Source organism: Brucella rhizosphaerae (genome assembly GCF_002252475.1).
GTDB lineage: Bacteria > Pseudomonadota > Alphaproteobacteria > Rhizobiales > Rhizobiaceae > Brucella > Brucella rhizosphaerae.
Genome location: NZ_NNRK01000033.1, coordinates 188,708 through 213,007, shown reverse-complemented (window position 1 = coordinate 213,007; position 24,300 = coordinate 188,708). Strand labels below are relative to the sequence as shown.

The window sequence follows — 24,300 nt, the reverse complement described above, 5'->3', positions numbered from 1 at the left end:
AAATGCAGCTGGTAGTCAGAGCGCCGACCTGATTGAAACTGATCGGCGCTCTGACTGTTTTCGAACGCTACATCATGCCAGCAGCTTTAGCGCAGGCAATAGCGACAAGGCCGCCAATGACAGGTGCTGCGACAGGCACCCATGCATAAGACCAATCCGATCCACCTTTACCCGGAATGGGCAGCAGAGCATGTGCAATGCGTGGTCCGAGGTCTCGCGCTGGATTGATTGCGTAGCCGGTCGGTCCGCCGAGCGATACGCCAAGCGCCCAGACCAGGAGACCAACCATCAGCGGACCCAAAACGCCTGTAGCACCAACAGCCTTTGCACCAATTGCGATGACAACGAATACGAGCACGAAGGTGCCGATGATTTCTGTGATAAAATTAGCAGGGATGTTGCGGATGGCAGGGCCGGTGCTGAAAACAGCAAGCTTGACGCCCTTGTCTTCGGTAGGTCCCCAATGTGGCAAATAGGCGAGATAAACCAGCACTGCGCCCACGAAAGCACCAAGCATTTGGGCTGCAATGTAAGGTGCTACCTCTGCGGCAGGGAACGTGCCCGCGGCATAGAAGGCAAGTGTAACAGCTGGATTGAGATGGCCTGCAGCACCCGCCGAAACCGCAACCATGACACCGCAAAGAACGGCAAAACCCCAGCCCGCTGTTATGACGATCCAGCCAGAGTTCTGACCTTTGGATTTAGCCAGAAGCACATTTGCGACAACGCCGTCACCCAGCAGGATAAGCACCATCGTACCGAGAAACTCTCCGATAAAACCGTGACTCATTATCTTCTCCGAGAATAATTGGATACTAAAAATCCGTCCGGTGGGCACATGTGCTCACCGGCTTTAAAAAACATCGTTCATTTTCAGGCAGCGGCCTGTTTGATCAGGCCGGTTTTACAAGCCTCAATCGACCCAGTTAAGCGAGCGCTGCACTGCTTTTTCCCAGGAGGTGAACAGCCGTGTTCGTTCCCTGGATGTCATCTTGGGATGCCAGCGCTGACCGACCTGCCAGTTCTCGATAATGTCGTTCGTCGACTTCCAGTAACCCACGGCGAGACCTGCTGCATAGGCGGCACCAAGGGCTGTCGTTTCGATGATCTTGGGACGCACGACTGGAACGTTCAGAATGTCGGACTGGAACTGCATGAGAAGCTCATTGATGGTCATGCCGCCATCGGCGCGCAATTCGGTGATTTCGACGCCGGAGTCCTTGACCATGGCTTCCAGCACTTCGCGCACCTGATAGCAGCTCGCTTCGAGGGCTGCGCGAGCAATATGGCCCTTGTTTGCAAAGCGGGTAAGACCGGCAATGATGCCGCGTGCAGAATCTTCCCAGCGCGGGGCGTAAAGGCCTGAGAAAGCTGGTACGAAGTAAACATCGCCATTGTCTTCGACGGTGCGTGCCAATGTTTCAATATCGCCGCTGGTTTTGATGATGCCAAGATTGTCACGCATCCACTGCACCAGAGCGCCGGTGATGGCGATCGAGCCTTCAAGAGCATAGATCGGCTTTTTATCGCCAAGCTGATAGGCCACAGTGGTGAGCAGTCCGTAGGTCGATGGAACGAGCTTCTCACCGGTATTCATCAGCATGAAGCAGCCGGTACCATAGGTGTTTTTGGCTTCACCGGGTTCAAGGCAGGCCTGACCGAATAGGGCTGCCTGCTGATCGCCGAGGATGCCTGCGAGCCTGACGCCTTCGAGTGAGTGCAGCGAAATATCGCCGTAAACTTCGCTGGAAGAGCGAATGTCCGGCAGGCAAGCCGCTGGAATATCGAAGAGGCGCAGAATTTCGTCATCCCATTTCAGCGTCGCAAGATCCATCAACTGTGTCCGGGAGGCATTGGTCACATCGGTGATATGGATGCCGCCCTTGGTGCCGCCGGTAAGGTTCCAGACAAGCCAGCTGTCGATAGTGCCAAACAGGGCATCGCCTGCTTCAGCCTTTTCGCGCGCGCCGGGAACATTATCGAGAATCCAGCGTAGCTTTAGCCCCGAGAAATAGGTCGAGATTGGCAGGCCGGTCTTTTCACGCAGACGATCCGCACCGCCATCCTGCACGAAATGATCGACCAGTTCGTCGGTGCGCGTGTCCATCCAGACAATCGCATTATAAAGCGGTACGCCGTTTTTTTTGTCCCACAGCAGCGTGGTTTCGCGCTGATTGGTGATGCCGACGGATGCAATGTCGGATGCCTTGAGCCTGGCTTTCTTCAAGGTCGCGGTGATGACGTGCTGTGTGTTGCGCCAGATTTCATTGGCGCTGTGCTCTACCCAGCCAGCTTTCGGGTAAATCTGTTCGTGTTCCCGCTGGTCCATGGCGATGATGTCGCCCTGCTTATCAAATATAATGAAGCGCGAACTCGTGGTCCCCTGATCGATGGAACCGATAAATTGAGTCATTTGCTTTTGCTCCTCCCATTCGGGTGCTCGTTGCCGGCAGGGTGCAGAATCGTGCGAACCGCCCGCGTTTAAACCAACTTAATACAGGATGACGTCTCAGGCATTCCCAATAGCTTTGTGCCATCCTGCGCATTTTCGATATAGTCCTCAAAAAGCACTATACGAAATAATATGAATGTAAAACGAAAGCAATATGAATTCACTTTTCCGATAATGACGCAAAATTGATCAAAAAATGTCGCTATAAATAGGGAGGCTTTCGTTTCCGAATGTGAATCAAAGCCGCTGAAATTCGCGAGAATTCGCATATTGGAGCGCATTTCGATCTGCTTGAACAAGACCTGCACGCCAAGGGTGCGTTTCAATATTCCTCTTATCCGAAAGCCCTGTCACACCTTTGCAAATCGCGCTTTGAGATGGAAACTGAGTGACGAAAAAGGCTCCGGAAGAATGTCTCCCGGAGCCTTTTTTGAAGCTGAATGCCAGATTTTAAAACTGCGTCAGTGACGGAAATGGCGCATGCCAGTCATCACCATGGCAATGCCATGTTCGTCGGCAGCGGCGATCACTTCATCGTCGCGCATGGAGCCGCCGGGCTGAATAACAGCAGTTGCACCTGCCTGAACAGCGGAAAGCAGACCGTCTGCAAACGGGAAGAACGCGTCGGATGCAACGACGCAACCCTTGGTCAGTGGTTCGGCAAGACCGGCTGCTTCAGCTGCGTCTTCTGCTTTGCGTGCAGCGATGCGTGCTGAATCAACCCGGCTCATCTGGCCAGCACCGATACCGACCGTGGCACCGTCCTTTACATAGACAATGGCGTTCGACTTAACGTGCTTGCCGACGCGGAAGGCAAACTTCATGTCGTTGAGTTCGGCTTCGCTCGGTGAGCGCTTGGTCACGACCTTGAGATCGAGATCATCAACAACGCCGTTGTCGCGCGACTGAACCAGCAAACCGCCAGCGACCGTCTTGGCGGCAATGCCCTTGGCCCGTGGGTCAGGCAGACCGCCGGTTACCAGCAGACGCAGGTTCTTCTTGGCAGCAACAATGGCCTGCGCACCTTCGGTGGCGTCGGGTGCGATAATGACTTCGGTGAAAATCTTGACGATTTCTTCCGCTGCTGCTTCATCAAGCGTCTGGTTCAGCGCAACAATGCCGCCGAATGCTGATACAGGATCGCAGGCAAGGGCCTTGAGATAGGCTTCCTTGATGGTGGAAGCTTCCGCCACGCCGCAAGGATTGGCATGTTTGATGATGGCAACGGCTGCAGTGCGGGCAGGGTCAAACTCGGCAACGAGTTCAAACGCTGCATCGGTATCGTTGATGTTGTTATAGGAAAGCTGCTTGCCCTGAAGCTGCGTGGCAGTAGCAACGCCCGGACGCTCTTCGCCGGTTAGATAGAAGCCTGCAGTCTGGTGCGGATTTTCGCCGTAGCGCATGACCGAATGCAGCTTGCCGGCAACTGAACGGTAAACTGGTGTTTCTTCTTCAATCGCTTCGGCAAACCAATTTGAAATGGCTGCGTCATAAGCGGCAGTGCGCGAGAAGGCTTTGGCTGCGAGCTTCTTACGGAATGAAAGCTTGAGCGAGCCTTCGTTCTTTTCGAGCTCAGCGACAACGTCAGCATAGTCGGCAGGATCAACGACGGTTGCGACATAGGCATGGTTCTTTGCCGAAGCGCGGATCATAGCCGGACCGCCGATGTCAATATTTTCGACCGTGGTGTCGTAGTCGCCGCCCTTGAAGCGCACTTCTTCAAATGGATAAAGGTTGATGACAGCCAGATCGATGCCAGCAATACCATGTGCTTCCATGGCTGCAACATGTTCAGGATCGTTGCGCACTGCGAGCAGGCCACCATGAACAGATGGATGCAGCGTCTTTACACGTCCGTCCATGATTTCCGGAAAACCGGTAACCTCGGATACGTCCTTTACAGGAATACCCTCGGCGGCAATCGACTTGGCGGTACCGCCGGTCGAAAGGATTTCAACGCCATGGGCGTGAAGCGCTTTGGCGAAATCGATAAGACCGGTCTTGTCGGACACGGAAAGGAGGGCGCGGCGCACCCGATGAAGATCGGGAGCGGGAATATGCTTGGAGCTGACAGCCATAGGGAGTTGGTCTCTTCGTTGCTGAAACATAAGCGTTCAGGAAGGGTGGACGGCTGCGAGTTAGCACAGGAAAGAAACGAATCATACCTCAAAAAGCCTCATGAGAGAGGCTTTCTGAGTTAAGCGTAGCTTCCAATGGCGATGCGGCTGAATTGCCAGTTCACTTCCGGCAAGTCGGAGGCAGGGAAGGACAGCACGATTTGCTTCGATGTGACCGGGCCGCGGAAGCCGGCAAAGAAAATACTATCTTCGAGTTGCGGTGCCACTTCGAAGCAGGAAAAAGCCCATGTGTCATCATGAGGTGCGCTCAGGATGATCAAGCCATTTTCATCAAGGGAGATATCAACCGACGGGTGAATATGAAAACGCACGGCGATATTATCGCGCCCGTTGGCTTTCAAAGCCCTGGCATCGCCACGATAGAAACGGTCAGCGCCCTGAATCACGCTGCCATTGTGTGAAAGCACTACCCGACGCTCATGGAAAATTCCGAAGAGCCGAACGTAACCGTCATGGCTGGCGACAAATCCTTGCCGCCCCATATCTTCAACACGGTCCCGCTGTACTTTGGTCGGACCTGCAATGATCGGAGTGCCGATCATGTTGGAAAGGCCTGCATTCAGGCTGAAACGGCACGATGATGTGTCATTGATGGTCGCGGTCGAGTGCGCCGCCGTCGAGCGTCCCAAGGGACGAAATTCCGGTGGACCAAAGCGGTCTACGCCGGAATTGACAATATAGCGCTGACGCCCGGAGGACATTTCAAAAGCGAGACAGCCAGCATGGGCATCACGCGAAGAGGTGACTGGCGGCGGAAGGCCGGTATCCGCGATGATCGTTGTGGCACCCATCGACAGACGCTCATAGCCGGAATAGGGCGCATGGGTCAGCGGTGAGCCTGCAGTTTCATCATGGCGCAACACCGAAATGATGCGTTCCGACATGGTCGGGCCAACACCGTTGAACAACGCAAGGCTACCATCCTGATGACGGAAGAAGCGAAGCGCTGGCAACATGCGCTCGACAGCCTCGATCAATGCCTTGGGCGGCGATTCCGTGCCGTTGGCATAGGTCTGACGCAATGGCAGAAGATCAGCCAGCAATTCGAGAATAGTGACGGGACTGCGCGAAACATGGCCACCGTCAGGCAGGATCTGGCGCTTCAGTTCATATTCGAGATTTCGTCGCGCGGCACGTGCCGTCGGTGGTGAAACCGGTAATGCCAACGCTGCAAAGGCGAGTGCGATGCGAGCACGAAGCCGCTCTTCGCCGTCGTCCATGGCCGACGCGACCGTGCGAAGATAGCGCACCTGCATGGCGAGAGACCGCATGAATTTGCGATAGGCGGGCAATTCAGCGCCCGACAAGATCAGATTGGAATGCTGCAGCCACGCAATGATGCGTTGCGCCGTGACTTCCGGCGACCATGCCAATCCACCTATGCGCTTTCCATAAAGGCGCATCCAGTCATCGAGCAAAGCCCGTGCATTGGCGGTGGCAAGCTCGCTATTGGCGCTTTTCAGATGACGCAGCCAGCTGAAGCTGTGGAGTGCTGCTTCCCACTCGGGCGTCGGCGGCTCAACGGCGAAAGGCGACAGCCCGCCGGTTTCGACAAGGCGACCGGCAAGTGCGAAGCGTCCGTGATAGAATTCCTGCGCGAGCTGAGGGTCGGCGACACGGAGATCGGGCGGGGCAATGAGGATGCGTTCCGGCGTGAAGCCGGTGAAACGCCAGCGATAAAGCGGGCCCATGCGCAGACGGCGGCTGAACCTGCGCCAAGCCTGTGCAATAGCCAGTCCCCAAAGATGCGGGGTTTCGCTCAACGCGACTGCCACCCTTTCGTTCTCCGTATTAAAGTTCATTCTCATTGGACCCGATAAGGCAGGTCCGTCCTTTCATGCGATGATTCATTCGAATGCCAGTTTCCGGGCCTCGGAATCATGCATTAATAGAATCGTATATAATGGTGAACCGAGTGTTAACCATAACGGATGCGGTGCACCCATTATGGTAATTTCATCGATTTTGATTGCCTGAGCCGCGAGATCAGGCTTTCCGCTTGAAACGAGCGGCAAAGAAACCATCCATTCCTGCCATATGCGGATTGCCGTCGAAGTGTTCGGCTGGCAGGTCGGCCGGTGTTGAGCGCAGGAAGCCTTCTTTGGTAATCAGGCCTTCAAGTCCCGGACAGTCATCAAGCGTGATCGGATAGGCTGCAAGCTCAGGATTTTTGAGCGCCTTGCGTGCCACTTCCTCGCCTTCCAATGGATGCAGCGAGCAATTTGAGAAAACAATCGTACCGCCCGGCTTAACCAGATTAACGGCATGGGCAAGAAGCTTTGCCTGAAGTGTGGCAAGTTTTTCAATATCCTGCGGCGTCTTTGTCCATGGCACGTCCGGGTGACGGCGCACGGTGCCGGTGGATGAACACGGCGCATCAACGAGAACGGCATCGAACAGTTCGTCAGGCTTGAAATCCAGAAGATTGGTGACAACGGTTCTGGCTTTGAACCCAAGACGGTCCAGATTGCCCTGAAGCCGCTTCAATCGATTTTCGGACATATCAAGCGCCGTCACATCGGCACCCTGAAGCACAAGCTGTGCCGTCTTGCCGCCGGGAGCAGCGCAAAGATCGGCAACGCGTTTGCCTTTGATGTCACCCATGAGACGTGCTGGCAGGCTTGCCGCTGCATCCTGCACCCACCAGTCACCTTCGGCGAAACCGGGTAAATCAGTAAGGTTGCCTTCGACCGTCTCAAGACGCACTGAGCCGTTAGGCAGGGCAACACCACCAAGCTTTTCAGCCCACGCCTGTGGATCGCTTTTCACGGTAAAGTCAATCGGTGGTTCATAAGCATGCATGGTAAGGATCGCCGCGGCTTTTTCGGCGCCATAGGCGTCTGCAATGCTCTTTGAGAACCATTCCGGAACATTCGTTTCCGGGTGCAATGTGTGTTCCAGTGCGCGTTCTTTGTTGCGCGACAGACGGCGCAAAAGAGCGTTCACGAGGCCTGCATATTTGCGATTGCGCGGGTCAGAATTGGCGGCTTCAACCGCCAGATCGACGGCAGAATGATCGGGCAGATTGAGGTAGAAAATCTGTGCGACCGCAATATGCAGCAGGTGTTTGAGCGCGTGGGCATTTTCTGGCAACGGGCGGTCGAGGCGCTTGTTGATAGCGCGGTCAATGCTGCCGCGATTGCGCAGGGCCGAACCAAGAATAGCGCGAACCAGCGAGCGGTCGCGTGGCTCCAGTGCCAGATATTGCGGATGGCCGTGGCTGTTGTCGGTCAGACCGTCAAGCGATGTGTTCTTTTCAATCACCGCACCAAGCAGGCGTGCCGCAGTCAGACGCGCGGCAAGACCGGGCCGTTGTTCGGCGCGGTCTGCGGCGTAATCATGTGTCTGCGGCTTGTTATTTCCACGCTTCGGCGCAGTTCTTTTATCGTTCACGCTGTTCTACTTTATCTAACGCGCATCTTGTTTTCGGGACGCGCTTTTACGACCAAGGGCCCCGATAACCGGAACCGTCACTGTTGTTGTCGCCTGCATTACCACTACTTTGTCCCCATGGGCCACTGCTTTGTGAGGACGCAGGCGCGCGCTGCGCCATTCCTGACGAACGAATACCCATTTCAGATGCCATTTGTTCAAGTGCAGAAATGCGGTTGTCGGTATCAGGGTGGGTCGAGAACAGGTTGTCTGCACCGCGGCCGCTGAGCGGATTGATGATGAACATATGCGCTGTCGCCGGATTGTGTTCGGCTTCTTCATTCACCACGCTTTTTGCACCGCGCGCGATTTTGCCAAGTGCAGAAGAAAGCCAAAGCGGATTGCCGCAGATTTCAGCACCACGACGGTCGGCGGCATATTCGCGGGTACGGCTCACAGCCATCTGTACGATCATGGCGGCAAACGGGGCCACGATCATCGCAAGGATTGTGCCAATCACGCCCATGATGCCATTGCCGTTTTCGCGATTGCCACCAAGGAAGAAAGCGAAATTGCCAAGCATGGAGATCGCACCTGCAAGGGTGGCGACGATTGTCATGGTCAGCGTATCGCGGTTCTGAACGTGTGCCAGCTCATGTGCCATCACGCCTGCGACTTCTTCAGGTGTCAGGCGCTGAAGAAGACCCGTTGTGGCCGCGACCGCAGCATTTTCCGGATTGCGGCCTGTGGCAAATGCGTTGGGCTGATCCTCATTGATGATATAGACTTTTGGCATTGGCAGACCAGCATTGGCAGCAAGCCCGCTCACCATGCGATAATAATCTGGCGCTGAGCGCGCATCGACTTCCTGCGCATTGTACATGCGCAGCACCATCTTGTCGGAATTCCAATAGCCAAACAGGTTCATGGCAACCGCGATCACCAGCGCGATCATCATGCCGCCGCCGCCGCCCAACAAATATCCGATGCTCATGAACATGACTGTCATGAGAGCAATCAGCATGGCAGTTTTCGTCATATTCATGCGTATTGATCTCCAATTCAGTGAAAGTCTATCTCAAACAGGGTTTTGCTTACCCGCCAAGTTTAACTATATGATGGGTATGAAAAGCCTCAGCTTCAATAATGGGGCTTCAATAATGGATTTGCCGCGGATGACCGATAAATTCAACGAAACCGACATCAATGACAACGTAGCTCCGCGCAAGGTTGACGATTTGCCAGCGGCAGCACAGCGCGCGCTTAAAGAAGCCGAAGAACGCCGCGCGAGCGAAAAGGCGGCAAAACCACCGCGTGAAATCGGCGGTCGTGGCGGCAAAGATCCTGCCCGCTTTGGTGACTGGGAGATCAAGGGGCGCACGATCGATTTTTAAGGGTCGGTATTTCTGCTCTGCGCTCAGTTTTACCTTTACCCTGAGCCGGTGTAAAAGCACCGTGTCGAAGGGCGGGTTTGAAGGTTCTTGACCCTTCGAGACAGCGCTTCGCGCATCCTCAGGGTGAGGGACATCACGATACTTCCAAAGAAAAGCCCCGGTTTCCCGGGGCTTTTTGTTATTTCTTGTTCTGACGATTTTCGATCAGATCGTCCACAACGCCCGGATCGGCGAGGGTCGAAGTATCGCCCAGCGAGCCGAACTCATCTTCTGCGATCTTGCGCAGGATACGGCGCATGATCTTGCCTGAACGGGTTTTCGGCAGACCCGGTGAGAACTGGATCTTGTCCGGTGTTGCAATTGGCCCGATTTCCTTGCGCACATGGGCCACAAGTTCTTTGCGCAATGCGTCGGCATCCTGTGTTTCCGCACCTGTCATCAACGTGACATAGCAATAGATGCCTTGTCCCTTGATCGGATGCGGATAGCCAACGACAGCAGCTTCTGAAACCGAGTGATGCGAGACGAGTGCCGACTCGATTTCTGCCGTGCCAAGACGGTGACCGGAAATATTGAGCACGTCATCGACGCGGCCGGTAATCCAGTAATAGCCGTCGTCATCGCGGCGGCAGCCGTCACCAGTAAAATACTTGCCTTTATAGGTCGAGAAGTAAGCCTCGATGAAACGCTTGTGATCGCCATAGAGCGTACGCATCTGGCCGGGCCAGGAGTCGATGATGCAGAGATTGCCATCGACCGCGCCTTCGACAACTGCGCCCTCGCCGTCAACCAGCTGCGGCTTGATGCCAAAGAAAGGACGCGTCGCCGAACCGGGCTTGAGGTCCGTCGCACCGGGCAGTGGCGTAATCAGAATACCGCCGGTTTCAGTCTGCCACCAGGTATCAACAATAGGGGACTTCTGATCGCCAACGACATTGTAATACCATTCCCAGGCTTCCGGGTTGATCGGTTCGCCGACCGAACCAAGCAGCCGCAATGTCGAGCGCGACGAACGTGTAACGAAGTCGTCACCTGCGCCCATCAATGCGCGGATTGCGGTTGGTGCGGTATAGAAAATGTTGACGTTGTGCTTGTCTATGACTTCCCAGAACCGCCCCTGATCGGGGAAGTTCGGCACGCCTTCAAACATCAGTGTGGTCGCGCCATTGGCGAGCGGACCGTAGACGATATAGGAATGGCCTGTTACCCAGCCCACATCCGCCGTACACCAGTAAACATCGCCATCATGATAGTCGAAGACATATTGATGTGTCATCGAGGCATAGACGAGATAGCCGCCGGTGGTGTGAAGCACGCCCTTCGGCTTGCCGGTCGAACCGGAGGTGTAAAGGATGAACAGCGGGTCTTCCGCATTCATTGGTTCGGGTTCGCAGGTTGGCTCAACGCTTGCCACTTCCTGATGATACCAGAGATCGCGGCCCGGGCCCCAGCTGACCTTGCCGCCGGTGCGGCGAACGACCAGAACCTTGTTGACCATGACATACTGCTTGGCAGCGATGTCGATGGCAGTATCGGTGTTTTCCTTGAGCGATACCGGCTTGCCACCACGCACGCCTTCATCAGCGGTGATGACGAAAGTGGATTCGCAGTCGACAATACGGCCAGCGAGCGCTTCCGGCGAGAAGCCTGCAAAGACCACCGAATGGACCGCGCCAATGCGGGCGCAGGCGAGCATGGCATAAGCCGCTTCCGGGATCATCGGCAGATAGATGGTGACACGGTCGCCTTTCTTGACGCCATGCTTTTTCAGCACATTTGAGAGACGGCAGACATTTTCGTAAAGTTCACGATAGGTGATCTTTTTATCGATGTAAGGGTTGTCGCCTTCCCAGATGATCGCGACCTTGTCGCCACGGCTTTTCAGATGGCGGTCGATACAATTGTAGGAGACGTTGGTAACGCCATCTTCATACCACTTGATCGATACGTCGCCGTTGAAATCGGTGTTCTTGACTTTGGTAAATGGCTTGAACCAGTCAATGCGTCGGCCGTGCTTGGCCCAGAAGCCATCCGGGTCGGTTACGCTTTCATTGTACCAGTCGAGATAGGTCTCGTTGTCAATGAGCGTGTTTTTCTTTGCCCCCGGCAGAACGGGGTAAAGCTTTTCCGACATGTGTTCCTCCATAACTGTCCGGCGATCCTCCCGCCAGAATCGACAGCCCGCATCGGGCAAAGCTATCGCCAGACTCATCTACATTCCGTCGCGTCCAACGTAAATTAGACATTGGGATCGACTATGGTCCACAATGACGCAGCACAAAAATATGAACGGAGCGGCAGCACTCACGCTGTGTTGATGCTAACATACTGTTTTTACACTTTAAAAACTATTTTTAGCGATTATAATTCCTGTCGGAGCCGCTGAACATCTATAATGGGCTCCCTATAAAAAGGGGAAATCGCCATGACGACATCCGCTTTTATTTCAAAGTCGGTCTTTGAATTGCAGCTCGCCGGTTATGGTCTGACGACGGCGAAAATCTTCTATCACATGCCCGATCATCCGCATTTGTTGCAGCTTTTTGTCTGGCAGGACTATGATCTCGCGCCAGAATTTCCAGTGCTCAATCATTTCATAGAGTTCTGGAAGGAAAAGATCGACGGGCCACTGCATTCGGTCGCCTACGCGCATCATCGGTTGCTGGGCCCATCAGACTGGAAGAACGTGCAAGGAGAAATTCTTTTACACTGACAACGGCTCATCTATGATGCGTGCCACGATCTGATTTGAGAGCGGTTCCAGTTGAGGTTGAATCGTTGGAACCGCGTCCTCACGATTTATCCTTACGCATTATCCGACGCAAAGCCGCTTCGCACTTTTGCTGGAAATGCTTTAACTGAGGCTGCTGGAAGGCCAAATGGCGTTTGTGCATCTTTCCCATCCAGAAAAGGCGCTGCTCTACGCCTCAAAGACGTTGCTTGGCTGTCTGATCTGCTGGTTTGCATTGCAATGGGCAGGGATTGAGCATCCGATCTGGGCGGTCATCACGGTCCTTATTATTTCTGATCCAGACGTTCGCACGACGCTCGCGCTTTCGCAGGCGCGGGCAATCAACACAGCCGTTGGGTGTGTTATCGGCATGATAGCCATATGGCTTGTGGGTTATTCGCCGATTGCGAGCCTGTTCGGGGCTGCTTTGACGGTATTCGTGATCCTGATGATCGACCGATATCCCGTCAATTGGCGACTGGCGCCCGCAACCGTGGTGATTGTGATGGATGCGGGACGCTTTGCTCAGACGCGCAACGAGGAGCTGTTGCTTGCCTTATCGCGGTTGATCGAAATCGCGCTCGGCTGCGTGGTGGCGATTGCTTTGGCCTGGATTTATACCAAGCTCATTGAGCGGGTGCGAGCACATAGGCAGCAACTGCCACCTCATGCGGAAGGCGAATAGTTTCGTCCGCCAAAGATCGCCGAACCAACGCGCACTGACGTTGCACCAAAGCCAACGGCGGTCTCAAAGTCGCCCGACATGCCCATGGAAAGTTTGCCGACATTGGCTTCGCGCGCCAGCTTTTCCAGCAATGCGAAATGCGGCCCCGGATTTTCGTCCGCAGGTGGAATGCACATCAGCCCTTCGATTGTCAGGCCGTGCTCGTTGCGGCAACGCTCGACGAAGGCAATTGTTTCTTTGGGCGCAATACCAGCCTTTTGTTCTTCAAGCCCGGTATTGACCTGAACATAGAGCTTCGGGCTTTTGCCGTGCTTTTTGATCTCGGCAGCAAGAGCTGCTGCAATCTTTTCACGATCCACGGTTTCAATCACATCGAACAGAGCGACGGCGTCGGCTGCCTTGTTGGATTGTAGTGGGCCAATGAGATGCAACTCAATGCCCGGATAGGCTTCGCGAAGTGCTGGCCATTTGCCCTGTGCTTCCTGCACGCGGTTTTCACCGAACACGCGCTGACCGGCATCAAGGGTTGGGCGAATGTCCTCAGCCTCGAATGTTTTGGACACGGCAACGAGTGTCACAGAACCCTTATCGCGGCGCGCTTCTTCTTCGGCATTGGCAATGATGGCCTTGACCTTGTTCAGGTTCGCTACAATATCTGACATGAAACTCTCGCTTTCAGGCTTTTCATCCGCAAAAGGTTGACGCTTTCGCCAATACGTGGTGAAGGTCGCCATTAATGACGACTCTCCTTATTGCATCATCTTCGTACGAGTAAATACGCTCATGGCAGCCGAACGTTATAATCCGCGCGTGGCGGAAGCACATTGGCAGAAAATCTGGGAAGAAAACCAGACTTTCGAGACGGACAACAGCGACAGCCGCGAAAAATATTACGTGCTCGAGATGTTCCCCTATCCATCGGGGCGCATTCACATGGGCCATGTGCGCAACTATGCGATGGGTGACGTGGTCGCTCGCTACAAGCGCGCCAAAGGTTTCAACGTGCTTCATCCAATGGGATGGGACGCGTTTGGTATGCCTGCCGAAAATGCTGCCATGCAGAACAAGGTACATCCGAAAGAGTGGACCTATCAGAACATCGCCACGATGAAGCGTCAGCTGAAATCGATGGGTCTGTCGCTCGACTGGTCGCGCGAATTTGCGACCTGCGATGTTGAATATTATCAGCGCCAACAGATGCTGTTCATTGACCTGTTTGAAAAAGGTCTGGTGACGCGCAAGACTTCCAAGGTCAACTGGGACCCGGTCGACAACACCGTGCTCGCCAATGAGCAGGTTGTGGATGGTCGTGGCTGGCGTTCGGGTGCGCTGGTCGAACAGCGTGAACTGACGCAGTGGTTCTTCAAGATCACCGATTTCAGCGAGGAATTGCTGGCCGGCCTCGACACGCTCGATCAATGGCCGGAAAAAGTCCGCGTTATGCAGAAAAACTGGATCGGTAAGTCGGAAGGCTTGCAGGTTCGCTTTGCGCTGGATGCCAGGACTACGCCTGCAAACTTCTCGGAAGTGGAAGTCTACACGACCCGTCCAGATACACTGTTCGGTGCGTCGTTTGTGGCGATTGCTGCTGATCATCCATTGGCGAAGAAGCTGGCCGAGACCAATGCCGATCTGGCTGAGTTTGCAGACGAATGCCGTCGCACGGGAACCTCTGTTGCAGCACTCGAAACGGCTGAGAAAAAAGGTTTCGACACAGGCGTCAAGGTCAAGCACCCGTTCGATGAGAACTGGGAGCTGCCGGTCTATGTCGCAAACTTCGTGTTGATGGAATATGGAACCGGCGCGATTTTCGGTTGCCCGGCTCATGATCAGCGCGATCTGGATTTTGCCAACAAATATGGTTTGAAGGTAACGCCTGTCGTTCTGCCAAACGGCGAAGATGCGGCGAATTTCGTGATTGGTGAGACTGCCTTTACCGATGATGGCGTGATGGTGAATTCACGCTTCCTCGACGGCATGGCGCCGGAAGCAGCTTTCAACGATGTTGCGGATCGTCTGGAGAAGACTGATCTTGACGGTCGTCCGCAGGCACAACGCAAAGTTCAGTTCCGTCTGCGCGACTGGGGCATTTCGCGCCAGCGCTATTGGGGTTGCCCTATCCCGATGATCCACTGCGACAGCTGTGGCGTCAATCCGGTGCCGCGTGCCGATCTTCCGGTCAAGCTGCCGGATGATGTCGAGTTTGACCGCCCAGGCAATCCACTTGATCGTCATGCAACATGGCGCCATGTGAAATGCCCGAAATGTGGCGGCGAAGCTCGTCGCGAAACCGATACGATGGACACATTCGTCGATTCGTCCTGGTATTATGCGCGCTTCACGGCCCCTTGGGAAAACGAGCCCACCGACCGCAAGATTGCCGATCACTGGTTGCCGGTTGATCAGTATATTGGCGGCGTCGAGCACGCGATCCTGCATCTGCTTTACTCGCGCTTCTTCACCCGTGCGATGAAAGTGGCCGGTCATGTCGGCATTGACGAGCCGTTCAAGGGCTTGTTCACGCAAGGCATGGTGGTGCACGAGACCTATAAGTCTGATGGCCAGTGGGTGGCACCTGCCGATATTCGCATTGAAGACATTGATGGCAAGCGTATCGCTACCATGCTCGATAGTGGCGCTCCGGTTGACATTGGTTCAATTGAGAAGATGTCGAAGTCGAAGAAGAATGTGGTCGATCCCGATGACATTATTTCTTCTTACGGCGCGGATACAGCACGCTGGTTCATGCTCTCCGACAGTCCGCCAGAGCGCGATGTGATCTGGACGGAAGCGGGAGCAGAAGGCGCGCACCGTTTCGTGCAGCGCGTCTGGCGTCTGGTATCGGAAGCGGCACCTGTTCTGAAAGATGTTGCGCCCAAGTCCGGCATCGACGGCGATGCTCTCGCTATTTCCAAAGCTGCTCACAAAGCAGTTCAGGCTGTTGGCGACGACATTGAAAAGCTCGCTTTCAATCGTGCGGTTGCGCGTCTTTATGAGTTGGTGAATGCGCTTGCAGCATCGTTGCAGCTGGCCGCATCGGATAAGGCTGACGATCAGTTGAAGGGAGCTTTGCGTGAAGCGACCGAAATGCTGGTTCTGATGCTGGCACCGATGATGCCACACCTGGCTGAACAGTGCCTGATTGAACTCGGCGGCAAGATCACTGGCAAGGACACGCTGGCAGCAACAGCACCCTGGCCATTGTTTGATGCAGCGATGATCGTGGAAAACGAGATCGTTTTGCCGGTGCAGATCAACGGTAAGAAGCGGGGGGATTTGACAATCGCCCGCGACGCTGATCAAGCTACAATCCAGCAGGCGGTGCTCGAACTTGACTTTGTCAAGGCTGCGCTCGATGGGAGCTCGCCGAAGAAGATCATCGTGGTGCCGCAAAGGATCGTCAATGTCGTTGCCTGATCGCCTCATTTCCGCATTCAAGGCTTTCCGCGTCGCAATCGCTGCTCTTGGGGCAGCGGTTCTGATCGCTGGCTGCACGGTACAGCCGCTTTATTCTTCCGGTGGTGCCGGTGGCACGATCGGTGGCAATGTCACCCCGGATATGCGCAGCAAGCTTGCGTCGATTGCGATCGACCCGGCAGGCAATGTGTTCCAGCAGCAGGTTCGTAACCGTCTGATCTTCCTGCTCAGCGGTGGGGCCGGTGAGTCGGCAACTCCGAACTATCGTCTCAGCCTTGGTCTGAGCAGCAACACGCTGAACGCAGTGAGTGTGGATATTGGCGATCAGACTGACCGTACCGGTCGGCCATCGGCTGGTATCGTCAAAGCGACATCCAACTATGTGTTGCGTGACAAGGACGGCAAGCCTCTTGTCTCGGGCACGCGCACAGCTGGATCGTCATTTGATCGTCCACGTCAGGAATTTGCTAACCTGCGCGCACAACGCGATGCGACCAAGCGTGCAGCGGAAGAACTGGCAGAACAGATATTCCTCTCACTTGCGATGCAGATGTCGAAGCTCTGAGCCGGTTAGGTTTTGTCAATTTCAAAAGGCGGTGCATCTTGTACCGCCTTTTTTATTAATCAGAGGGAATTATGCGTCTCGTTTCGTTCTCGGCAAAAGGCTATCGCTCGCTTCGATCCGTCCGGTTTGAGCTTGGACAGGTTACAGTCTTTGTCGGTGAAAATGGCGCTGGAAAGTCCAATCTCTATCGTGCTCTTCAATTGGTGAAAGCAGCTGCTGAAGGCACGTTTTCGACCGAGATTGTACGTGAAGGCGGCATGCAGTCTGCCATGTGGGGCGGAATTCGACGCAAACAGGAGCAGGCCCGAATCATTCTGGAAGCCGAGTTCGAAGACGAACGGCTCGCATCGCGCCTGTCTTATAGGGTTGAGGCGGGACTGCCGCCTCCCGTATCAGGGGCTTTTCCGTTCGAGCCGCAGATCAAGGAAGAACAACTCAATCTCGACACTGGACGCCGCCCCGTTGACCTGATGGATCGCAAAGGCCCGGCCGTTTTTGCGCGCGATGGGGAAGGGCGGAGGATGGAACATCCGGCCCGGCTTCTTACTTCCGAAAGTGGCCTCGCGGTTCTCGGTCAGTCAGGGCATTATCCGGAAATCGGCGATCTGTCGGCTCAATTACGTAGCTGGCGCTTTTATCATGGTTTCAGAAGTGATCGTGACGCGCCGGTGCGACAGCCATCCATTGCTGCAACGACAGCGATGCTGGACGAGGATGGCAGCAATCTCGCATCTGTCTTTGCGACGCTTGCGCATATCCGTCAGGACACAGTTGATCTTGATCGGCTCATTGCAGATGCTTTGGAGGGCGCTAAGCTGGTCATTCCATTTCCAGAAGAAACCGCAACTTTCGGCCTCAACTTTCCCGCTTTCCCGCCCCGCATATTCAGGCCCGGTGAATTATCGGATGGTCAGATCAGGTTGCTGGCTTTGGCAGGTGCGCTTTTGTCTTATCGTTTGCCGCCGCTGATAGCATTGAACGAACCGGAAGCAAGTCTGCACCCTGACATGATACCTTCACTTGCCAAAATGATTGCACAGGCATCTGAGCGCAGCCAGATCTGGGTGGTTACGCATTCGACCCGGTTGGCAGATGCCATTACCGAATATTGTGGCAGCAGGCCCATCCACGTTGCCAAGCACGATGGCGCGACGATGTTGGAATAAACAAAAACGGCGGATCAATGATCCGCCGTTTTATATCAATCGTCAGGCTTGATTAAGCGATTTTCTGGCCGGTCTTCGCCCAGTCGGCGAGGAAGGTTTCGAGGCCCTTGTCGGTCAGAGGATGCTTGACGAGTGCCTTGAGCGTTGCCGGAGGTGCTGTGATGACGTCGGCACCGATCAGTGCAGCTTCTTTGACGTGATTGACAGTGCGAATCGATGCCGCGAGAATCTCGGTTCTGTAATCGTAATTGTCAAAGATCGTGCGAATTTCGGCGATCAGTTCCATGCCATTTAGGCCAGTATCGTCGAGGCGGCCGACAAATGGCGAAACGAATGTAGCGCCAGCTTTAGCAGCGAGCAGAGCCTGATTGGCTGAGAAGCAGAGCGTCACATTGGTCTTGTGACCGTCCGAGGTCAGAGCCTTACACGCCTTAAGGCCATCAAGGGTCAGTGGAAGCTTGATGCAGATATTGTCTGCAATCTTGGCAATCACTGCCGCTTCCTTCATGATCTGCTCGTAGTCGGTTGCAGCAACTTCAGCCGAAACCGGGCCCTTGACGATGGAGCAGATTTCTTTTGTTACTTCAAGAATATCACGGCCCGATTTCAGGATGAGGGATGGGTTAGTGGTTACGCCATCGACCAGACCCAGGTCGTTGAGTTCGCGGATTTCCTTGACGTCCGCAGTGTCGACGAAAAACTTCATAACAGCGTTCCTCCATAATGAGCGCGGGTGTTGTGGGAAACTAAATCCATTTAATTCCCGGAAGGTGGCTTTTCTTTAGCGCAAAGCCACGCCAAGGTCACGCAATCATGTCGAAAGATTCGCACGATATTTTGGGCCTCTTTGCGGAACCCACTCCGAGTGTGGTGCCGGTGCTTGTACCCATGCCCGCTGAGCGGCCATATTCTTATATGGTGCCGGAGGGAATGCGTGTCCAGCCCGGCTCGATTGTGCGCGTCCCGTTGGGGCCGCGTGAAGTTGCGGGAATTGTCTGCGACGGCGCGACCGATGCGGTGGATGCCAAAAAGCTTCGCGCAATTTCACAGGTTTTTGATTGCCCGCCAGTGGATGCCGAGATGCTGCGCTTCATGCGTTGGGCGGCTGACTACACACTTTCACCACCCGGAATGGTGGCGCGTATGGTGCTGCGTGCCCCTGCGGCATTTGATCCGGAGCCCGCTGTTCCGGGGCTTCGCTACAATGGCGGTGAACCGGAACGTATGACCGATGCCCGGGCACGTGTCATGGAGCTGGCGCGTGATGGGCTTGCGTGGACACGCTCAGGCCTTGCCCATGCAGCCGGTGTTTCACTGACTGTTGTCGATGGGCTGAAAACGCAGGGTGTGTTTGAAGAAGTGATGCTTCCGCCGCCTGCGGTGGTGGCGACACCCGACACTGATTATGCCCGCGCCACACTTTCGGAAGACCAGCAGGCTGCAGCCGAAATGCTGGCCGAATCAGTTGAGGAGAACTGTTTTTCGGTCTCGCTTCTCGATGGTGTGACGGGCTCGGGCAAAACAGAAGTTTACTTCGAGGCGGTGGCCAAAGCGCTCGATCAGGGCAAGCAGGTAATGATTCTGTTGCCTGAAATTGCGCTGACACAGCAGTTTCTCGACCGTTTCCATGATAGGTTTGGTGCAAAGCCCGCCGAATGGCATTCCGATCTTGCCCCTCGAACGCGGGAACGTGTGTGGCGACAAGTGGCGGAAGGCACGGTGCGTGTTGTCGCTGGCGCACGGTCTGCACTGTTTTTGCCGTTCAAAGAGCTTGGCCTGATCGTTGTCGATGAAGAACACGACCCTGCTTACAAACAAGAAGATCGGGTCTTCTACAATGCGCGCGATATGGCCGTGGTGCGCGGACATATCGGTAATTTTCCGGTCATTCTGGCATCGGCAACGCCTTCCATCGAGAGCCAGGTTAATGCCGATCAGGGGCGTTACAAGCGAATCAAGCTTTACGGTCGTTATGCGGAAGCCGCTTTGCCGACGCTTAAAACCATTGATATGCGGCGTTCGCCGCCGCCGCCGGGACGCTTTCTTTCGCCAGCTTTGACAGAAGCGGTGGGAAAAACGGTGGAACGTGGCGAACAGGCGCTGCTGTTTCTCAACCGTCGCGGTTATGCACCACTAACGCTTTGCCGGGTGTGCGGACATCGCTTCCAGTGTCCGCAGTGCTCAAGCTGGCTGGTCGAACATCGCTTTCGTGGACAGCTGATGTGTCACCAGTGCGGCTATCATGAACCGGTGCCGGAAGCTTGCCCCGAATGCGGTACGCTTGATCATCTGGTTGCCTGTGGTCCGGGTGTCGAACGTATTGCTGAAGAAGTGGCCGCGACTTTTCCAGATGCGCGAATCATAGTTCTTTCGTCTGATATGGCCGGTGGTGTGAAGCGTTTGCGGCTTGAGCTTGATGCCATTGCCAAAGGCGACGCCGATATCGTGATTGGCACGCAGCTTGTCGCCAAGGGGCATAACTTCCCCAACATGACGCTGGTGGGCGTGGTGGATGCCGATCTCGGGCTTGCCAATGGTGATCCCCGTGCCGCCGAGCGCACTTTCCAGTTGCTTAATCAGGTAACAGGGCGCGCCGGGCGTACAGGCCGTAAGAGCCTGGGTCTGCTTCAAACCTATCAGCCGGACCACCCGGTGATGCGCGCGATTGTCAGTGGCGATTCGGAAGCATTTTATGCCCGCGAAATCGAAGAGCGGGAGCGCAGTGTATTGCCTCCCTTCGGTCGTTTTGCGGCACTTATCATTTCAGCTGATAATCGACCGGATGCGGAAAACCATGCACGTGCGCTGCGCCGTGCGGCGCCTGCATCACCAGAGATTTCTGTGCTTGGACCGGCGGAAGCACCACTTGCACTGGTACGTGGCAGACACAGGTTCCGCATCCTCGTCCACGGTACAAAACGAGCAGATATTCAAGGGTTCATACGCGCTCTGCTGTCCGCTGCTCCAAGAGAACGCGGTTCTATAAGAGTACAGGTCGATATTGATCCTCAGAGCTTTCTCTAGCTCTGCATTCAAAAAAGAAGACGGGAAAATGATTTGCTTCTCTAGTCACTAGAGGATGTAGCCTCTGTCTTATTCATTTTTCAAGGCGTTAAAAGATGATGAGAGACAACCGAATGTTGCAACAGCAACACAAAGGCAACGGCACCCGCTTTTGGACTATCTCCTTGTTTGGATTGGTAATCTGGTCTCTGACGGTCTGGCTTGCCTATTTTTTCTCTGATGCCGTAATCGCCTGGATTGACAGCAGTGGGCCAGCACTGACCTCGATTGGGAAAACGGTGGTCGGCAATGAGGCGAGTGCAATGATCGGTGTTCTCAAGCTTGATCAGCTGGCCAGCTCAGGCGTGGCTCTTCTGCGGATTTTGCTTGCGCCAGCCCTTTTGATCATCTGGGTCATTGGTGCAGCGATTATTCTCTTCATTCCGTCAATTCTGGCGCGCATCGTCACAATGCGTCGCACCATGAAGCATTGAACCTACTGCGGTTCCATCGGATTGCTGTGTCGTTGCGAGTTAATATACTGCGGTGGGATCTATGGGATCGGTTTTCGACGGCACAAAACTGGGTTATAGCGAAGCTGTTCAGATTGAGGGTGCAACGCAATGGAATTCTATCTTCCCACCACAACCGGCGAATGGCTCGCATGGAGTGCAGCGGTCGTAACTGCTTTTGTCGGCATCGTTATGCTGTTTGCACCCGGCATCACCATGAAACTGATGCGGCTTCAGCCGATCAATGCGCGTCCGGAAGCTTACAGCTCCATTCGTGCCGTGCTCGCTGGTCCTTATCTGGGGATAGGGCTAGGCTGCCTCATTTTTGCACAACCATTTTTGTGGGTTGTTTTGGGTGCAGCTTGGGGATTTGCGCTGTTCGGACGTTTCATTTCGATGATGTCCGATAAGGGGGGGACTTTCTACAACATCATCGCTGCTGTCATCGAGTTTGCGCTGGCTGCTGGACCTTTGCTTTATGCATTTGGCTTTGTCAGCTGAAGTCGGATTGCTGCGCTAAAGAGCACCTTGCTGTATTAGTGGGCTTGGTTAGTACTTTTCTAACCTAAAATTGCGGCAAAACTTACGCAAAAGTGCGGGATTCGCGTGTTGCGAGTCTGGTTCGTCTATGCTAGACGGCAATCACATTTCGGTGTTGTCGCGCTCGCGCGTCAGGGGTTACCCGGAAACATTCAATAAAATCATCTGCTTGGCCTTTCGGTCCTGCCGAATTCCCAAAAAGATGGTTTCAACGTAGAGAGCAGGTTGTTCGTGGCAGAAACGTCTTCGCTCATTTCAGGTGTCGCACAGCGTTACGCCGGATCGTTGTTTGAGCTTGCGCTCGACGCTAAATCCGTTGCTGCTGTGGAAAAAGATCTTGGTCGTTTCGAGGCGCTTCTGAGCGGAAGCGAAGACCTGAAGCGCCTGATTTCCAGCCCGGTCTTCTCCTCTGAAGACCAGCTTCACGCTATTAGCGCGATTGCTGACAAAGCTGGCATCAAGGGTCTGGTCGGCAATTTCCTGCGCGTCGTCGCGCAAAACCGTCGCCTTTTTGTGCTGCCGGGCATCATCGCCGCTTTCCGTAAGATTGCAGCCGAACATCGCGGTGAAATTTCCGCTGATGTTATCTCTGCGCACGAGTTGACACTCGCGCAGCAAAACGAATTGAAGGCAACGCTGAAAGGCGTGGCCGGCAAGGACGTGACGATCAATGTCACCGTCGATCCGTCGATCCTCGGCGGTCTTATCGTCAAAATGGGTTCGCGTCAGATCGACACGTCCCTTCGCACTAAACTTTCTTCTCTCAAGCTTGCACTGAAAGAGGTCGGCTGATGGACATCCGCGCCGCGGAAATTTCCGCTATCCTGAAAGAGCAAATCAAGAACTTCGGCAAGGAGGCTGAGGTCTCCGAAGTCGGTCAGGTTCTGTCCGTCGGCGACGGTATCGCCCGCGTTTACGGTCTGGACAATGTTCAGGCTGGCGAAATGGTCGAATTCCCTGGTGGTATTCGCGGCATGGCGCTTAACCTTGAAACCGACAATGTCGGTGTGGTTATTTTCGGTGCCGACCGTGACATCAAGGAAGGCGACGTCGTCAAGCGTACCGGCGCGATCGTTGACGTTCCAGTCGGTCCAGGCCTGCTCGGCCGTGTTGTCGATGCTCTCGGCAATCCAATCGACGGTAAAGGCCCAATCGTTGCCACCGAACGTCGCCGCGTCGACGTCAAAGCACCGGGCATCATTCCGCGTAAGTCGGTTCATGAGCCAATGTCGACCGGCCTTAAGGCTGTTGACGCTCTGATCCCGGTTGGTCGTGGTCAGCGCGAGCTGGTCATTGGTGACCGTCAGACCGGCAAGACCGCGATCATTCTCGATACCTTCCTTAACCAGAAGCCAATCCACGACAACGGCCCAGACAAAGAAAAGCTTTATTGCGTCTATGTCGCTATCGGCCAGAAGCGTTCGACTGTTGCTCAGTTCGTTAAGGTTCTCGAAGAACGCGGCGCTCTCGAATATTCCGTCGTGGTCGCGGCTACCGCTTCCGATCCGGCTCCGATGCAGTACCTTGCACCATTTGCAGGCTGCGCGATCGGTGAATATTTCCGTGACAATGGCCAGCACGCTCTGATCGGCTATGACGATCTTTCCAAGCAGGCTGTTGCTTACCGTCAGATGTCGCTTCTGCTTCGTCGTCCTCCGGGCCGTGAAGCTTATCCTGGCGACGTTTTCTATCTGCATTCGCGTCTTCTTGAGCGCGCTGCAAAGCTCAACGACGAAAACGGCGCTGGTTCGCTGACGGCTCTGCCGGTCATCGAAACGCAGGGCAATGACGTTTCCGCGTTCATTCCGACCAACGTGATCTCGATCACTGACGGCCAGATCTTCCTCGAAACCAACCTGTTCTATCAGGGTATTCGTCCGGCTGTTAACGTCGGTCTGTCGGTTTCCCGCGTTGGTTCGTCCGCTCAGATCAAGGCCATGAAGCAGGTTGCTGGTTCGATTAAGGGTGAACTCGCCCAGTATCGTGAAATGGCAGCATTTGCTCAGTTCGGCTCGGATCTTGATGCTTCGACGCAGCGTCTGCTTAACCGCGGTGCACGCCTGACCGAACTTCTCAAGCAGCCACAGTTCTCGCCGCTCAAGACGGAAGAACAGGTTGCCGTGATTTACGCTGGCGTGAATGGCTATCTTGATAAGATCGCCGTCAACCAGGTTGGCAAGTTCGAAGCAGGTCTTCTTTCTTCGCTGCGTACCGAGCACAAGGATGTGCTGGATGCGATCCGCGATGAAAAGGCACTCACCGACAACATCAAAGCAAAGCTCAAGGCAGCGGTCGACGCGTTCGCCAAGTCTTTTGCTTGAATTT

The 24,300-nt window shown here is 54.8% G+C and carries 20 protein-coding genes; 11 read left to right on the top strand and 9 right to left on the bottom strand.

Annotated features, from left to right (window positions below):
- Window positions 1-67 precede the first annotated feature (67 nt).
- From CEV32_RS16870 to htpX, 6 genes are all read right to left on the bottom strand, one after another.
- Window positions 68-790 (bottom strand): MIP/aquaporin family protein, encoded by a 723-nt coding sequence (locus tag CEV32_RS16870; RefSeq protein ID WP_094578272.1) that lies wholly within the window; start codon window positions 788-790, stop codon window positions 68-70.
- 123 nt (window positions 791-913) lie between these two features.
- Window positions 914-2,413, bottom strand: a complete 1,500-nt coding sequence (gene glpK / locus CEV32_RS16865) for a glycerol kinase GlpK (RefSeq protein WP_094578271.1) — start codon at window positions 2,411-2,413, stop codon at window positions 914-916.
- A 500-nt stretch (window positions 2,414-2,913) separates the two neighbouring features.
- On the bottom strand, window positions 2,914-4,530 hold the full coding sequence (gene purH, locus CEV32_RS16855) for a bifunctional phosphoribosylaminoimidazolecarboxamide formyltransferase/IMP cyclohydrolase (protein ID WP_094578269.1): 1,617 nt from the start codon (window positions 4,528-4,530) through the stop codon (window positions 2,914-2,916).
- Window positions 4,531-4,649: 119 nt separating this feature from the next.
- The gene (locus CEV32_RS16850) at window positions 4,650-6,365 is read right to left on the bottom strand and encodes a heparinase II/III family protein (RefSeq protein WP_167382822.1); all 1,716 of its coding nucleotides are present in this window, start codon (window positions 6,363-6,365) and stop codon (window positions 4,650-4,652) included.
- Window positions 6,366-6,576: 211 nt separating this feature from the next.
- The gene (locus CEV32_RS16845) at window positions 6,577-7,983 is read right to left on the bottom strand and encodes an RsmB/NOP family class I SAM-dependent RNA methyltransferase (RefSeq protein ID WP_094578267.1); all 1,407 of its coding nucleotides are present in this window, start codon (window positions 7,981-7,983) and stop codon (window positions 6,577-6,579) included.
- A 46-nt stretch (window positions 7,984-8,029) separates the two neighbouring features.
- Window positions 8,030-9,007 carry a zinc metalloprotease HtpX gene (gene htpX / locus CEV32_RS16840; RefSeq protein WP_094578266.1) on the bottom strand — a complete coding sequence of 326 codons (978 nt, stop codon included), beginning with the start codon at window positions 9,005-9,007 and terminating at the stop codon, window positions 8,030-8,032.
- Between the two features lie 130 nt (window positions 9,008-9,137).
- On the opposite strand from htpX, the gene CEV32_RS16835 reads away from it, so the two are divergent.
- Window positions 9,138-9,356, top strand: coding sequence for a DUF1674 domain-containing protein (locus CEV32_RS16835; protein ID WP_094578327.1), 219 nt, complete (start codon window positions 9,138-9,140; stop codon window positions 9,354-9,356).
- Window positions 9,357-9,534: 178 nt separating this feature from the next.
- Here CEV32_RS16835 and acs read toward each other — a convergent pair whose 3' ends face one another.
- Window positions 9,535-11,490 (bottom strand): acetate--CoA ligase, encoded by a 1,956-nt coding sequence (gene acs / locus CEV32_RS16830; RefSeq protein WP_094578265.1) that lies wholly within the window; start codon window positions 11,488-11,490, stop codon window positions 9,535-9,537.
- A 291-nt stretch (window positions 11,491-11,781) separates the two neighbouring features.
- On the opposite strand from acs, the gene CEV32_RS16825 reads away from it, so the two are divergent.
- The gene (locus tag CEV32_RS16825; protein ID WP_094578264.1) at window positions 11,782-12,069 is read left to right on the top strand and encodes an usg protein; all 288 of its coding nucleotides are present in this window, start codon (window positions 11,782-11,784) and stop codon (window positions 12,067-12,069) included.
- A 166-nt stretch (window positions 12,070-12,235) separates the two neighbouring features.
- The gene (locus CEV32_RS16820; RefSeq protein WP_094578263.1) at window positions 12,236-12,772 is read left to right on the top strand and encodes an FUSC family protein; all 537 of its coding nucleotides are present in this window, start codon (window positions 12,236-12,238) and stop codon (window positions 12,770-12,772) included.
- Here the strand turns inward: CEV32_RS16820 and CEV32_RS16815 are convergent.
- Complete coding sequence (locus CEV32_RS16815; RefSeq protein WP_094578326.1) at window positions 12,754-13,434, bottom strand: YggS family pyridoxal phosphate-dependent enzyme; 681 nt, start codon at window positions 13,432-13,434, stop codon at window positions 12,754-12,756. The two genes, CEV32_RS16820 and CEV32_RS16815, sit on opposite strands and share 19 nt — an antisense overlap.
- A 121-nt stretch (window positions 13,435-13,555) precedes the next feature.
- Between CEV32_RS16815 and leuS the strand changes: the two genes are divergently transcribed.
- The 3 genes from leuS (at window position 13,556) to CEV32_RS16800 (ending at window position 17,920) form a co-directional block, all read left to right on the top strand.
- Window positions 13,556-16,189, top strand: a complete 2,634-nt coding sequence (gene leuS, locus CEV32_RS16810) for a leucine--tRNA ligase (protein ID WP_094578262.1) — start codon at window positions 13,556-13,558, stop codon at window positions 16,187-16,189.
- Window positions 16,176-16,754, top strand: coding sequence for an LPS assembly lipoprotein LptE (lptE, locus tag CEV32_RS16805; protein ID WP_094578261.1), 579 nt, complete (start codon window positions 16,176-16,178; stop codon window positions 16,752-16,754). Before leuS ends, lptE begins: the two co-directional genes overlap by 14 nt.
- Before the next feature lie 71 nt (window positions 16,755-16,825).
- Window positions 16,826-17,920 (top strand): AAA family ATPase, encoded by a 1,095-nt coding sequence (locus tag CEV32_RS16800; RefSeq protein ID WP_094578260.1) that lies wholly within the window; start codon window positions 16,826-16,828, stop codon window positions 17,918-17,920.
- Between the two features lie 52 nt (window positions 17,921-17,972).
- On the opposite strand, the gene fsa is transcribed toward CEV32_RS16800, so the two are convergent.
- Window positions 17,973-18,626 carry a fructose-6-phosphate aldolase gene (fsa, locus tag CEV32_RS16795; RefSeq protein ID WP_094578259.1) on the bottom strand — a complete coding sequence of 218 codons (654 nt, stop codon included), beginning with the start codon at window positions 18,624-18,626 and terminating at the stop codon, window positions 17,973-17,975.
- A 107-nt stretch (window positions 18,627-18,733) separates the two neighbouring features.
- Between fsa and CEV32_RS16790 the strand changes: the two genes are divergently transcribed.
- The 5 genes from CEV32_RS16790 to atpA all read left to right on the top strand — a co-directional run bounded on the left by CEV32_RS16790 (window position 18,734) and on the right by atpA (window position 24,296).
- Window positions 18,734-20,944 carry a primosomal protein N' gene (locus tag CEV32_RS16790; protein WP_094578258.1) on the top strand — a complete coding sequence of 737 codons (2,211 nt, stop codon included), beginning with the start codon at window positions 18,734-18,736 and terminating at the stop codon, window positions 20,942-20,944.
- Between the two features lie 113 nt (window positions 20,945-21,057).
- Window positions 21,058-21,417, top strand: coding sequence for a hypothetical protein (locus tag CEV32_RS16785; RefSeq protein WP_094578257.1), 360 nt, complete (start codon window positions 21,058-21,060; stop codon window positions 21,415-21,417).
- A gap of 129 nt (window positions 21,418-21,546) precedes the next feature.
- Window positions 21,547-21,936, top strand: coding sequence for an AGROH133_08824 family phage infection protein (locus CEV32_RS16780; RefSeq protein WP_094578256.1), 390 nt, complete (start codon window positions 21,547-21,549; stop codon window positions 21,934-21,936).
- Window positions 21,937-22,206: 270 nt separating this feature from the next.
- Window positions 22,207-22,767, top strand: a complete 561-nt coding sequence (locus tag CEV32_RS16775; RefSeq protein ID WP_094578255.1) for a F0F1 ATP synthase subunit delta — start codon at window positions 22,207-22,209, stop codon at window positions 22,765-22,767.
- Window positions 22,767-24,296 carry a F0F1 ATP synthase subunit alpha gene (atpA, locus tag CEV32_RS16770; protein ID WP_094578254.1) on the top strand — a complete coding sequence of 510 codons (1,530 nt, stop codon included), beginning with the start codon at window positions 22,767-22,769 and terminating at the stop codon, window positions 24,294-24,296. The genes CEV32_RS16775 and atpA overlap by 1 nt, the downstream gene beginning before the upstream one ends.
- The last annotated feature ends 4 nt before the right edge of the window (window positions 24,297-24,300 follow it).